Source organism: Microvirga sp. 2TAF3 (assembly GCF_052114965.1).
Classification (GTDB): domain Bacteria; phylum Pseudomonadota; class Alphaproteobacteria; order Rhizobiales; family Beijerinckiaceae; genus Microvirga.
On record NZ_JBFRFT010000005.1, the window covers coordinates 81080 to 94680 of the forward strand.

General features: G+C 63.4%; 13 protein-coding genes. All 13 read right to left on the reverse strand.

Features of this window, described 5'->3' with window-relative positions:
• Positions 1-62 precede the first annotated feature (62 nt).
• The 13 genes from lpxB to tsf all read right to left on the reverse strand — a co-directional run bounded on the left by lpxB (position 63) and on the right by tsf (position 13499).
• On the reverse strand, positions 63-1238 hold the full coding sequence (gene lpxB, locus AB4Y97_RS07120) for a lipid-A-disaccharide synthase (protein WP_441998329.1): 1176 nt from the start codon (positions 1236-1238) through the stop codon (positions 63-65).
• Positions 1231-2097, reverse strand: coding sequence for an LpxI family protein (locus AB4Y97_RS07125; RefSeq protein WP_441998330.1), 867 nt, complete (start codon positions 2095-2097; stop codon positions 1231-1233). Before AB4Y97_RS07125 ends, lpxB begins: the two co-directional genes overlap by 8 nt.
• A complete protein-coding gene (lpxA, locus tag AB4Y97_RS07130; protein WP_441998331.1) occupies positions 2097-2903 on the reverse strand; it encodes an acyl-ACP--UDP-N-acetylglucosamine O-acyltransferase in 807 nt (268 codons plus the stop codon). Before lpxA ends, AB4Y97_RS07125 begins: the two co-directional genes overlap by 1 nt.
• Complete coding sequence (gene fabZ / locus AB4Y97_RS07135; RefSeq protein WP_441998332.1) at positions 2903-3367, reverse strand: 3-hydroxyacyl-ACP dehydratase FabZ; 465 nt, start codon at positions 3365-3367, stop codon at positions 2903-2905. The genes lpxA and fabZ overlap by 1 nt, the downstream gene beginning before the upstream one ends.
• A 30-nt stretch (positions 3368-3397) precedes the next feature.
• Positions 3398-4477, reverse strand: a complete 1080-nt coding sequence (lpxD, locus tag AB4Y97_RS07140; RefSeq protein ID WP_441998333.1) for a UDP-3-O-(3-hydroxymyristoyl)glucosamine N-acyltransferase — start codon at positions 4475-4477, stop codon at positions 3398-3400.
• Positions 4478-4516: 39 nt separating this feature from the next.
• Entirely contained in the window at positions 4517-6913 is a 2397-nt protein-coding gene (bamA, locus tag AB4Y97_RS07145; protein WP_441998334.1) for an outer membrane protein assembly factor BamA, read from the reverse strand.
• A gap of 167 nt (positions 6914-7080) precedes the next feature.
• Positions 7081-8244 (reverse strand): RIP metalloprotease RseP, encoded by a 1164-nt coding sequence (rseP, locus tag AB4Y97_RS07150; RefSeq protein WP_441998335.1) that lies wholly within the window; start codon positions 8242-8244, stop codon positions 7081-7083.
• A 41-nt stretch (positions 8245-8285) separates the two neighbouring features.
• Positions 8286-9446, reverse strand: coding sequence for a 1-deoxy-D-xylulose-5-phosphate reductoisomerase (gene dxr / locus AB4Y97_RS07155; protein WP_441998336.1), 1161 nt, complete (start codon positions 9444-9446; stop codon positions 8286-8288).
• 5 nt (positions 9447-9451) lie between these two features.
• Positions 9452-10306: a phosphatidate cytidylyltransferase gene (locus tag AB4Y97_RS07160; RefSeq protein ID WP_441998337.1), complete on the reverse strand. Its 855-nt coding sequence runs from the start codon at positions 10304-10306 to the stop codon at positions 9452-9454.
• Between the two features lie 2 nt (positions 10307-10308).
• Positions 10309-11016, reverse strand: a complete 708-nt coding sequence (locus AB4Y97_RS07165) for an isoprenyl transferase (RefSeq protein WP_441998468.1) — start codon at positions 11014-11016, stop codon at positions 10309-10311.
• Positions 11017-11103: 87 nt separating this feature from the next.
• Positions 11104-11664, reverse strand: a complete 561-nt coding sequence (gene frr, locus AB4Y97_RS07170; RefSeq protein WP_441998339.1) for a ribosome recycling factor — start codon at positions 11662-11664, stop codon at positions 11104-11106.
• Between the two features lie 57 nt (positions 11665-11721).
• A complete protein-coding gene (pyrH, locus tag AB4Y97_RS07175) occupies positions 11722-12480 on the reverse strand; it encodes a UMP kinase (protein WP_441998340.1) in 759 nt (252 codons plus the stop codon).
• An 89-nt stretch (positions 12481-12569) separates the two neighbouring features.
• A complete protein-coding gene (tsf, locus tag AB4Y97_RS07180) occupies positions 12570-13499 on the reverse strand; it encodes a translation elongation factor Ts (protein ID WP_441998341.1) in 930 nt (309 codons plus the stop codon).
• Positions 13500-13601 lie beyond the last annotated feature (102 nt).

Below are 13601 nucleotides of genomic sequence, written 5' to 3' on the forward strand. Positions count from 1 at the left end.
TTGGAACCATCGCGCTCAAAAGGCGTGGATGCCCGGGACGAGCCCGGGCATGACGCGTAGGGTCAGGCGCGTTTCGCCCTCAAAACCTCGCCCACGATCCTTGCCGCCCGCTCGCTCGGCGCCTCGTCGCCGATGCGCATCAGCCCGTCGAGACGCTGGAGCGCTTCCTCCTGCCGCTGCCGCTCGGGCGTGTCGGAGAAGAGCGGGAGAACGGCATCCGCCAGCTTCTCGGGCGTGCAATCCCACTGGATCAGCTCCGGGATGACATTCTCGCCGAGCACGAGATTGGTGAGGACGATGGACGGCGCCTTGATGAGGTATTTGAGAACTTCCTCGATCTTCGACACCCGGTAGGCCACCACCATCGGAACCCCAGAGAGCCCAAGTTCCAGGGTCACCGTGCCCGATGCGGCAAGGGCCGCATCCGCCGCGCGGAAGGCCGCCCACTTGGCGGCCTCGCCCTGCACGATGGCTGGCTTCACGCTCCATGCCTCCGCCCGCTGCCGGATCTCGCCGGCAAGGTGCGGAACGGCGGGAATGGTCACCTCGAAAGGACGCGGCGAGTGCTCCTTCAGGAGCGCGAGCGCCTGCCCGAACGGCTCCATGAGCCGGCTGACCTCGGACCGGCGGCTGCCGGGCAGCACAAGGAGTCTCAAAGGCGAGCTCTCACGCGCGCCGCGTTCCCCCGCCGCCGGGCGGATCTCGTCCAGGCGTTCGATCAGTGGGTGGCCGACATAAGTTGTCGGCGGGCCGCCAAGCCGGCGATGCGCCTCCGGCTCGAAGGGCAGAAGCGCCAGCAGATGATCCACATAGGCGCGCATCTTCGGCGCGCGGCCGGGCCGCCAGGCCCAGACGGAGGGGCTGACATAATCGACAATGGGGATCTGCGGCGCGCGCGCGCGCACCGCCTTCGCAACGCGGTGAGTGAAATCCGGGCTGTCGATGATGACCAGCATGTCAGGCCTCGCGGCCACGACCGCATCGGCCGTCATGCGGATCCGCCGAAGGATCGTCGGCAGACGGGCGATGACGGCGGAGAAGCCCATGACGGCGATGTCTTCGAGCGGAAACAGACTCCTCAGCCCTTCCCGCTCCATGGCGTGGCCGCCGACGCCGCCGAAGCGGGTGCGTTCGGTTCCCAAGCGCGCTTTCAGCGAACGCATGAGCTTCGCGCCGAGCTGGTCTCCCGATTCCTCGCCCGAGACGATCCAGATCGTCAGCGGCTTCACATCATCCACGACCGGACTCCATCCAGGGCAGCTCGACGGCGGTCAGGAACAGCCCGAGGCGATCCGCGAGCGCAAGGGTTATCTCCTGATCGAGGATCAGGGTCGAACCTGCGCCAACGGCAATGCCGGAAAGCCCTGCCCTGGCCGCTTCCGCGACCGTACGCGGCCCGATGGCCGGCATGTCGACGCGCAGATCCTGCCCGCGCTTGGCAGCCTTGATCAGCACGCCGCCCTCCCGGCGACGGCGGAACCCGAGCCAGGATTGGCGCAGCTTCATCACCCGCCGCAGCATCCTGTCGGTGCCTTCGGGCCCTTCGATCGCCAGAACATGCTCGCGCGCGACGATGGCGGCTTGGCCGATATCGAAAGCGGAGAGCGACGAGAGCAGGTCGAGGCCGACCGCGACCGCCCGCGCATCGTCCTCGCCCGGCGCGAGCTTGCCGCGAAGGGTCGGGGGCGCGACGAGGCCGGGGGCCAGCTCATGGGCGCCGACGACCCGGTATCCGCGCTCTTCCAGAAGCATGACCGCGCCGCGCAGAACCTGATCGTCCCCGCGCGCGATGACCTCCTTCACCTCCTGCCGGTTTCGCAGAAGCGAATAGGCGCCGAGCAGCGCCGAAAAGCCCGGGCGGCGAACGGCGCCGACCAGGGCCACGGCCCGAGGCTGCCATCGGTCGAGCGTGCCCATGATGGTCTTGAGATCGAGGAGGTCGGCGCTCGCATCGGCGCGGCGGCGCAATTCGGGCGCGGCAAAGCCTCGAAAGGCCAGGACACGGCGATCCTGTCCCATCCTCTCGAGATGCTCCACGAGTTGGATGGGAAGCTGCCCGGACCCTGCGAGTATCGCGATCGGGCCGTTTCCTTGCATCAGGCCGAACCGACGGGATCCCGCGGCGTGCAGATCGCCCGATCCTTGCCCTCGCGGATGAAGTCGAGGATTTCATGGACGAACGGATGCGTCGCGAATTCCGCGGCCACGTCCTCGACCCGCTCGGACAATGTGCCCTCATCGGCGAAAAGCAGCCGATAGGCGCGCCGGATGTCATGAATCTGCTCGCGGGTGAAACCGCGCCGACGCAGGCCGATGATGTTGAGGCCGGCCAGATGCGCCCGGTTCCCCATGGCCATGCCATAGGGAATGAGGTCATTCTCGAGGCCGGACATTCCGCCGACGAAGGCATGGGAGCCCACGCGCGCGAACTGGATGACCGCCGAACCGCCACCGAAGATCACATAATCGCCCACCGTCACATGGCCGGCGAGCATCACGTTGTTGGACAGGATCACGTCGTTGCCGACATGGGTATCGTGCCCGACATGGGAGTTGGCGAGGAATGTGCAACGGTCGCCGACGACGGTCCTGAGGCCGCCGCCTTCGGTGCCGGGATTCATGGTCACGCCCTCGCGGATCATGCAATCCGCGCCGATGGTCAGCGTGGACGCCTCGCCGCGATATTTCAGATCCTGCGGAATATGGCCGATGGATGCGAAGGGAAAAATGCGCGTGCGCGGCCCGATATTCGTCCGGCCGGCGACCGCCACGTGGCTGACGAGATGACAGCCCTCCCCGAGCACCACCTCGGAGCCGACCATACAGAACGGACCGATCTTGACGCCGGCGCCGATCGTGGCGCCGTCCTCGATGACCGCCGTCGGGTGAATCACAGTTTCCATCAGTCCATCACCAGCATGGCGCTGACTTCCGCCTCGCAGACGATATTGCCGTCCACCTTCGCCTCGCCCCTGTACCACCACATGTTGCGGCGGTTATTGAGCTTTCTCATATGAAACTCGACCCGGTCGCCCGGCTCGACGGGCTTGCGGAACTTGACCTTGTCGATGGTCATGAAAAAGACCTGCTTCGGCTTTGCCTGCTGCGCAATCTTGGAAGCCACGCAGATCGCGCCGGCCGTCTGCGCCATGCCCTCGATCAGATAGACGCCCGGAAAGATCGGCCGCGACGGGAAATGCCCGGTGAATTGCGGCTCGTTGAACGTGACGTTCTTGATGCCGATGCAGGAATTGTCGCCATCGATCTCGACGATCCTGTCGACCAGAAGAAACGGATACCGATGCGGCAACAGATCGAGAATCTGCATGATATCGGCTGTCTGAAGCGTGATAGGCGCTTCGCTCATGTCATAAACTCCGGGTACTTCAAGATGTCTTCACGTGTCGGAAGACATACCGTCGTTGGTGGCGGAATCGCCGGAATCGCTTTGCGATGCAAGCTTTTTCAGAGCGATGATCTCACGGAACCACTCCCGCATGGGGCGGGCCGGGGTGCCGCCCCAACGGGCACCGGGAGGCACATCCCCGTTGACGGCGCTGGTCGCAGCGATCTGCGCGCCCATCCCGATCCTGACATGGCCTTTTACGGCGACCTGACCGCCAAGGGCCACAAAATCCTCGATGGTGGTGGAGCCGGCGATTCCGACCTGGGCCACGATCACGCAATGGCGGCCGATCACCACGTTGTGGGCGATCTGGACCAGATTATCGATCTTCGTGCCCTCGCCGATCACCGTATCGCGGCTCGCGCCCCGGTCCACCGTCGTGTTGGAGCCGATTTCCACGTCGTCCTGAATGATGACGCGTCCCACCTGGGGGACCTTCAGATGTCCCTGCGGCCCCATGGCGAATCCGAATCCATCCTGGCCGATGCGAGCGCCGGGATGGAGAATGACCCTGTTGCCAATGAAGGCATGGGACACGGTCACATTCGCACCGATGGAGCAATCCCGCCCGATCTTGACCTGCGGACCGATGACGGCATGGGCGCCGACAATGGTGCCTGCGCCGATTTCGGCCTGGGGACCGATCACCGCGCCGGGATCGACCTTCACCCCATGTTCCAGCCGCGCCGTCGGATGAACGAACGAGCCCGGAGAAATCCCGGTTGCCGCAAACGAGGATTCCGGTCGCATGGCGGAGGGAAACAGAAGCCCGAGAACCTGCGCGAAGGCACGATAGGCCTGTGGCGTCACGAGCGCCACGGTGTTCGCGGGAACCTTGCCGGCAAAACGGGGCGTCACGAGGCAGGCACCGGCCCGGGTGGCGCTCAGCGCCTTTCCGTAGGCCGCATTGTCCATATAGGCCAGATCGTTGGGGCCAGCGGTCTCAAGCGGGGCGACGCCACGAAGCAAAAACTCCCCGTCGACGCCGTCGGGGAGTTGTGCACGGGCCATTTCCGCGACCTGACGCAAACGAAGCGCTTGGCTCTGCGGGAAGAAACTCGACTCGGTCATGAAAAAGAAGCGAGGGCGCCGCCAAGGCGCCCTCTCCAATTAGAAGCGTGTACCACCCGAGAAGCGGAAGGCCTGAGTCCGGTCTCCGCCGATCTTCGCGCCATTCGCCGCCGGGACACCCTCGTCCTTCGTGAGAGCGATCGCGTAGTCGAAGCGGATCGGTCCGAGCGGAGAGCTCCACAGGATCGAGGCACCGACCGACGAGCGGATCGTCTTGCTGTCGCGGACCAGGATGCACTCCTGCGAAACCGATGAGGATTGGGCACAACCCGTCGGAGCGAAGCCTTCGATGATGCCGTTACCGTTGGTATCGAATCTCGTGGGTCCCTTGTAACCAAACAGCGTACCGGCATCGGCGAACACGGCACCCTTCAGCCCCAACTCCCGCGGAATGCCGAAGATGGGGAACTGAACTTCGAGCGAGCCGCCGAAATAGGTGGAGCCGCCGATGGCGTTGGCGTTCGTATCGAAGCTCGAGATATCGCGCGGACCGATACCATTGGTGGCGAAGCCGCGAACGAGCGATGGGCCGAGGAAGAACTGGTCGACGATGCGAAGGTCGCCGCCGCCGCCGGCCCCCTTGTCGCCGCTGCCGAGACCCACGATCTGGCCGCCCTGAAGGCGGGCAATACCGACGATATCTTCCCACAGCTCGTGGTAGTAACGGAGATCGCCCGTGGCGCGGAAGTAGCGCGAGTCGCCGCCGAGGCCGGCGAAATCGGTCTTCACCTCACCGTAGAAACCGTTGCGCGGGTTCTTGACGTTGTCGAGCGTGTTGTAGTTGAAGGTCAGGCCCGCAAGGGAGGTCAGGGTCTTGCCCTGCGATTCCTTGATCGCGAGCGACGCTTCGCCGTTGCCTTCGCAGAACAGGCGGTTCGGCGTTGAGGTACCCGGATTGAGCTGGGTGTAGCCAGGGATCGGCAGCGAGCAGTCGTTATAGGGCTGCTTGAGATCGTTCGGGATATCCAGATCCTGCTGGTACAGCGAGTAACGCAGGGTCACCGAGAACTCTTCCGTGAAGGGAAGGCCCAAGCGCAGCTGACCGCCGGTCACGCGGTTCTCATAGCGGGCATACCGGGTCTGGTCGCTGAACTTCGAGAACAGATCGATACCAGCCGCCATCCGGTAGCCGAGGAAGTACGGTTCGGTGAACGAGAAGTCGACACCGTTGGTACGCTGTCCCAGCTGGCCGGCCACGCGGACGAATTGACCGCGGCCGAGGAAGTTCGACTCGCTGACCGCGACTTCGCCGATGAGGCCGTCGGACGTCGAATAACCACCCGACACCGAGAACGCGCCAGTCGACTGATCTTCCACATCCACGTTCACGACGACGCGGTCGGGCGCGGAGCCCGGCTCGTTGGAAATGCGAACCTGCTTGAAGTAGCCGAGGTTGTTGAGACGGCGCTCGGCGCGGTCCATCAGCACGCGGTTGTAGGGGTCGCCTTCGCCGAGGTCGAACTCGCGACGGATGACGTAGTCGCGCGTCCGCGTATTGCCGCGCACATTGATGCGCTCGATATAGACCCGCGGCCCCTCTTCGATCACGTAGGAGAGGTTGATGGTCTGCGTTGCCGGATCGCGCGTGCCGACCGGACGGACCTGCGCGAAGGCATAGCCCCGGCGCGCCACGTCGGTCGTGATGTCCTGAAGCGAACGCTGAACGGCATCGGCATTATAGGTCGAACCCGCCGAGGTCGACAGATCGCCACGGACCGAATCCGCGGTCACTTCCGGAATACGGGAATCGACGTTGACGGAGCCCACGCGATATTGCGGACCTTCGTCGACGGCGACGGTGACGACATAGCCGCCGGCATTGGGATCGAACTGCACGTCGCTGGAAACGACGCGGAAATCCGCATAGCCGTTCTTGAGATAATAGCGGCGGATCAGCTCCAGATCGTTCGCGATGCGTGCCGGATCATAAACGTCCGTGCTCTTGAGGAAGCTCAGGATGTTCGATTCGGTCGTCGTCATCACGCCACGGAGGCGGCTGGCCGAAATCTGATTGTTTCCGACGAAACGGATTTCCTTAATGCCGGTCTTGTCACCTTCGACGATCGTATAAACGACGTCGACGCGACCGTTGGGAAGATCGACGACGCGAGGCGTGACCTGCGCGAGGCCGCGACCCGAACGACGGTAGACCTCGAGGATACGCTGAACGTCGGCATCCACGGTCGCCTGATTGTAAGGCGCCCTGGCCCGCAGCTGGAGATCACCCTCGATGAGCGCCTTCTCCACCCGGCTGTTACCTTCGATAACGACGCGGTTGATGATGGGCCCCTGCGCAACGGAAGCCCGGCGGCTGCCCTGGGCGGCCTGCTGAGCGAACGCGGTATCGGCTGCAGTGATTCCGGCGATCATCGCACTCATGGCGATCATGGCAGTGGCGGCCGGTTTTCTCCGGCGTGGCGTGGTCGTCGACATCATCAACTGGCCCGTCTCTTTATCTTTTGTCCTACAGCGGATCTCTCCGCGAGGCTGAAAACACTGGTCCCCAACCTTATCGGTTCGATCCGCTTGTACAAACTTTCGCCGTTATTGCAAACGGCGCTTTCTCCAACGAGGTAGCATTTTTGCTCCGCGTGGCGTCCTTGTCACGTTCCACGGGCCAGGAAACTTGTGCCAAGGTGAACAATGTCATTCCAGGTTGCGAACAACATAAGCATCGCAACGATGGCAAAACCGATCCGAAAGCCGATTTCCTGGGCTTTTTCGCTCAAAGGACGGCCCCGGATCGCTTCGATGGCGTAAAAAAGAAGATGGCCGCCATCGAGCAACGGAATGGGAAAAAGGTTAATAAGTCCGATCGAAACCGACATGAATCCGATCAGGCTGATCAGGCTGTAGACCCCGCCTACGTCGAAAGCGGTACCCGAAGCCCTGGCGATTCCAATCGGTCCGGAGAGCTGGTCGGCGGATTCCCAGCCGAGAATGAGCCTACGCATAAAGTTGAGCGTGCGCTCCACCAGGTTCCAGGTTTCGACCGCCCCGGCCTTCAATGCTCCAAACGGCGAATAGGAAACGCGCTTGATGGCGTTCGGATCGCGGGACGCCTCGACGCCCAGAAGGCCGATGCGCTGCTTGCCGAAGGGAGTCGTCCTTTCCACAAAATTCGGCGTTGCGTTCAACGAAACGGTCTTCCCCGCCCGATCGACCGTGAAGTCGAGAGCCTCGCCGGCGCTCGAGCTGACCAGGAGCTGCATGTCGGCGAAGGTGTCGATCCGCCTGCCGTCGATGGCCAGGATGAGATCGTGCGGCTGAAAACCGGCCTTTTCGGCGGCGCTTCCCGCTTGCACCGCCTCGATGCGGGGTTCCAGGACCTGACGCCCGTTGAAATAATTGAAGCTCGCGAAGATCGCGATCGCCAGGATGAAATTGGCGATCGGTCCGGCCGCGACGATGGCGGCGCGCTTGGCGACATTTTGGTGGGGAAAACTTATGGCGCGCTCGGCAGCCGACATATGATCCAGCTGATCCTGGTTGGGAACGCTGGCCGCATTCAGGTCGCCGACGAACTTCACGTAGCCGCCGAGAGGAATGGCCGAGATTTTCCAGCGGGTCCCATGACGGTCGGTCCAGCCGAACAGCTCCCGCCCGAAGCCGATGGAAAAGGCAGTGACGCCGACTCCGCAGCGCCGTCCGACCCAGAAATGGCCGAGCTCATGGATGAAGACGACGACAGTGAGAACGACGAGAAAGGAGATGATCGTCAGCAAGAAGGAGCCTGTCGCTCCGGTGATGGTCCCAAGCCAATCCATTATCGTCCCTTTCATGCCCGTCAGGCAGTGCCGGCTTCAGCTTAGGGCGGCATGAGCCGCCGCGCTGCCACCCGAGCTTCCTCGTCAATCGCAAGAGCATCCGAAATCGTTACAGGCGCCGAGATGCTCCTTCGTGAAAAAGTTGAACAAACCATCTCAACTTTCTCAGATATAGCATAGAATCCTATCCGTCCTGCCATGAACGCTTCGACAGCGATCTCATTGGCAGCATTGAGGACGGTCGGCATCGCTCCTCCGGCCTGAAGCGCAGCCCTGGCCAGGGTGAGACACGGGAAACGGGTCTCATCGGCTCTCTCGAAGCTTAAACGGCCAATAGCGGCAAGATCGAGACGAGGCAGGTCCATTGCAAGGCGCTCACGGTGACGCAGGGCATTGGCGATGGGGACTTTCATGTCCGGCAAAGCCAATCCCGCGGTCAAGGCACCGTCGCTCCATTGCACCAGGCCGTGGATGATGGCCTCCGGATGGACCAGCACATCGAGGCGCTCCGGTTCGAGGCCGAAGAGATGGTGCGCCTCGATCAGCTCGAGGCCTTTGTTCATCAGGGTCGCGGAATCGATATTGATCTTGGACCCCATGGACCAAACCGGATGGGCCGACGCCTCGGCCGGGCTTGCCTTCTCGATCCGTTCCCGCGTCCATGTCCTGAATGGGCCGCCGGTTGCGGTGATGATCGCCTTCTCCACATCCCCGTTCCGTCCGGCCGCGAGCGCCTGGTCGAGGGCATTGTGCTCGGAATCGACCGGCATGATCTCGACGCCGAGCCGCCGCGTCTCCGCCATGAAGGCAGCGCCGGCGCAGACGAGGCTTTCCTTGTTGGCAAGCGCGATCCGCCGGCCGGATTTCAGGGCCGCATGGGTCGGGCTCAGGCCCGCCGTTCCACTGATCGCGGCCAGGACGACATCGGCATCCCGCTCGGCGGCCTCGATGACCGCGCTCGGCCCGGCGCCGCTGTCGATTCCCGAGCCGGACAACGCTTCCTTCAAGGTTGCCCCGCCCTTTTCATCGGCCAGCGCCGCGAATCTGGCGCCAAGCTTGCGCGCGACATTTGCCAAGGCCTGAGCATCGCGACCGCCGACGACGGCTTCGACGCGAAGCTCGTCCCGGTGCGCGAGAACCACATCCACCGTCGAGCGGCCAATGGAACCCGTAGCGCCAAGGATGGTGAGAGAGCGTGCCATGAACCTCATGCTGCCAGTCTAATGATCAGAAGGACGGCCCCCAGGATCAGGGATACGGCCCAGAACCCGTCGAGTCGGTCCATCACGCCCCCATGGCCCGGAATCAGGTGACTGGAATCCTTCACGTCGCAATGCCGCTTGAGGGCCGATTCTCCAAGATCCCCAAGCTGGCTCGCCACCGAGGCAATCATAGACAGGATAACGGTATTACGAAGGCTGAAAGGGTGAATCCATCCAAGGCGCTGTGCGCCCCAGGCCACGAGAAATCCACCGAGGGCACCGGCCGCCAATCCGCCGAGGAAGCCGGACCAAGTCTTCTTCGGGCTCACCCGGGCCCAAAGCTTCGGCCCGCCGAACTTGCGCCCGGTGAAATAGGCCGCGATATCGGTCGCCCAGACGACGGCGAACATCCAGAGAAGCCCGACAAGGCCAAGATTGGGATGGGCGCGCACGATCGGCGGCACAAGAACGATAATCGCCCCATAGGCAAAGCCTGTGATCGCCCAAAGCTTTCCTTGAGTGCCACGGGCAAGCAGCCCCCCCAGGACGAGCGGCATGAGACTTGCGGCGACACCGATGGCGAAATCCGCCTCTTTCAGCAGAAGGACGGTCTGCCCGGTAAGGCCCAGGCCCAGAACGATCTGCACGGGCCAGCGCGGCTCGACCCGGGTCATGTTGGTCCATTCGACCATCATGGCGATTCCGGCGGCGAGCCAGAACAGGGCAAACGTCCAGCCCCCCTGATAGGCGGTGAACAGCGCGACCGCGATCAGGACGATGGCGGAACCGACCCGGCTACTGAGCTCGCTGGATGGCCTTTTGACAGCGTCGGCAAGAGAGGAGCCCTCGTCCGCGGCCATGATCAGACCGCCCGGGCGCTGAGGCCGCCGAAACGGCGCTCGCGCTTGAAATACTCGTCGATGGCGGCCCGGAAGGTCGCGTCGTCGAAATCGGGCCAGAAATCGGGAATGAAGACGAACTCCGAATAGGCGGTCTGCCAAGTCAGGAAGTTCGAGACCCGCTGCTCGCCGGAGGTGCGGATTACGAGATCGGGATCCGGAATGCCATGGGTGTCGAGCCTGGACTCGATCATGGCCGCATCGATGGTGTCGGGGTCGAGTGTCCCCTCCTTCGCCTCCCGAGCGAGTTCGCGCATGGCGCGGGCGATTTCCTGGCGCCCACCATAGTTGAAGGCGATGACCAGGGTGAGGCCCGTATTGAGCCGGGTCAGTTGCTCGGCCTCGTCGAGGAGAAGGCGGATGTCCGATGCCAGCCCCTCCCGCTCGCCGATGACCCGGACGCGGATGTTGTTGGCATGCAGGTCGGCAAGGTCATGCCGGACGAAACGCTTGAGCAGTCCCATCAGATCGGAGACTTCCTGCGCCGGACGACGCCAGTTTTCCGCCGAGAAGCTGTAGACTGTCAGATAACGGATGCCGAGATCGCCCGCCGAGCGCACGGCGCGCCGGATCGCCTCGACACCCCGGCGGTGCCCCTCGAACCGGGGCAGTCCGCGCTGTGCTGCCCACCGGCCGTTGCCGTCCATGATGATCGCGACATGCGTCGGCATGCCCTCGCCCGCATCCTTGCCGGCATAGGTTGGAACCGAACGCTGCGCTTCTCCGCTCATGGGCTTTTCCTCATGCAGGCCCGACGATCAGACGTGCATGATCTCCTTCTCCTTGGCGACGAGGAGGGTTTCGACCTCGGCCACGAAATGATCGGTCGCCTTCTGGACCTGATCACCCTGGCGCTTGGCATCGTCCTCGCTGATGGCGCTGTCCTTTTCGAGCTTCTTGAGGAGATCGAGGCCGTCGCGGCGCACATGGCGGATCGCGACGCGGGCTTCCTCCGCGTATTTGTGCGCGACCTTCACCATCTCCTTGCGGCGCTGCTCGTTCATTTCCGGAATGCGCAGCCGGATGACCTGACCTTCGGTCTGCGGGTTCAGGCCCAGATCGGATTCGCGGATCGCCTTCTCGACGGCGGCGACCATGCCGCGATCCCACACCTGGACGCTGAGCAGGCGCGGCTCCGGCACGCTGACCGTCGCGACCTGGGTGATCGGCATCAGCGAGCCATAGGCGTCGACCTGGATCGGGTCGAGCAGGCTCGGCGAGGCGCGGCCCGTCCGAAGGCTGCCAAGGTCATGCTTGAACGCGTTGATGGCGCCTTGCATGCGGCGCTTCACGTCATCGAGGTCAAAGGTCGTTGCCATCGTGATTGTTCCTAACTCGAACTATTAGAACGGGCTTACGCTTCCCTGGTGCTTGCATCAAGGGGCGACAATGGTCGAGAAGACATCCCCCTTCAGGATTGCAGTCACAGAACTGGGGGCATGGACCGATCCGACGATAATCGGCAGCCGGCTTTCACGGGCAAGGGCGAAAGCCGCCGTATCCATCACCTTCAGATCCTTCGCGATCGCCTCATCATGGGTGAGCCGATCGAATCGAATCGCCTTCGGGTCCTTCTTCGGATCGGCTGAATAGACGCCGTCGACCTGGGTGGCCTTCAGAACCGCGTCGCAACGCAGCTCGGCGGCCCGTAGAACGGCGGCCGTATCTGTAGTGAAGAAGGGGTTGCCGGTTCCGCCGGCGAGCACGACCACCTGGCCCTTGTCCAGATGGTGCAGGGCCGGCTGGCGGGCATAAGTCTCGCAGATCGTCGGCATCGACACCGCCGCCATGGTGCGCGCGGAAACACCGGCGGCATTCAGAGCCGTCTCGATGGCGAGCGAATTCATGACAGTGCCCAGCATGCCCATGGAATCGGCGGTGGGGCGGTCGATCCATCCGGCGGCGCTCATGCGGGCACCACGGATAATATTGCCGCCGCCTATGACGAGGGCGATCTCGAAACCGGCGCGGGTCGCGTTGGCCAGATCTTCCGCCAGACCCGACAAGGTCTGGGGGTCGAGCCAATATCCGTCGGGAGCCATCAAAGCCTCTCCCGAGAGCTTTACCAGAATGCGCCGGAATTTCGTCACTGCCAGACCTCTCTTTCGATGAACCGATCCCCTGGCCCAAGCCATCGCATCGGTTCCTTTCCTTCCCAGTGAAGCATGCTCCACCCTCTCATGAAAACGGCGGCTGAAGCGCCGCCGTTTGTCTTGAGGTCTGATTAGGCTTTCACCCCGGCCGCCGCGGCCACCTCGGCCGCGAAATCGGGGGCCTCTTCCTTCTCGATGCCCTCGCCGAGGGCATAGCGGACGAAGGCCTTGAGGGTCACCGGCTTGCCTGCCTTGGATTCGGCTTCCTTCAGAACCTGCGCCACGGTCTTCGACGGATCGTGAACGAAGGGCTGCTCCAGAAGGGTAACCTCCTTGTAGTAGCTCTTCAGACCGCTCTCGACGATCTTCTGCAGCACGTTGTCCGGCTTGCCGGCGTTCTTCTCGCGCAGGATGTTGCTCTCGCGCTCCACCGTCGCGGCATCGATGCCGGAAGCATCGACCGCAACCGGATTGGTGGCTGCGACATGCATGGCGATCTGGCGACCGAGGGTGCTCAGAGCGTCCACATCACCTTCGGACTCAAGCGCCACGAGAACGCCGATCTTGCCGAGGCCGTCGCTCACCGCGTTGTGGATGTAGGAGGCGATGACGCCCTTCGACACCTCGAGCTTGGCGACGCGGCGCAGGGTCATGTTTTCGCCGATGGTGGCGATCAGCTCCTGAAGACGGTCCTTCACGGTCGTCTGCGAACCGGGGAAGTGCGCGGCTTCGAGAGCCTCAACCGTGCCGTTGCCCATGAGGGCTATCTTGGCGGCTTCGCGTGCGAAAGCCTGGAACTGGTCGTTACGGGCGACGAAGTCGGTCTCGGAGTTCACTTCGAGGATCGTGGCGATGTGCCCCGAGGACTCGACGGCGACGAGGCCCTCAGCCGCAACGCGTCCGGCCTTCTTGGCGGCCTTCGAGAGGCCCTTCTTGCGCAGCCAGTCGATCGCAGCCTCAAGGTCGCCGTTGGTCTCGTTGAGGGCGGTCTTGCAGTCCATCATGCCGGCGCTGGTCGTCTCGCGCAGCTCCTTCACCATCGCAGCGGTAATGTTCGCCATGGCTCGTCCTTTCACGGGTTCGTACATAGAGGGAGCCCGGCGTTCAGGGAACGCCGGGCTGATAAGTTTCGTTCAAGAGGCGCCGGATCAACCGGCGCCGGG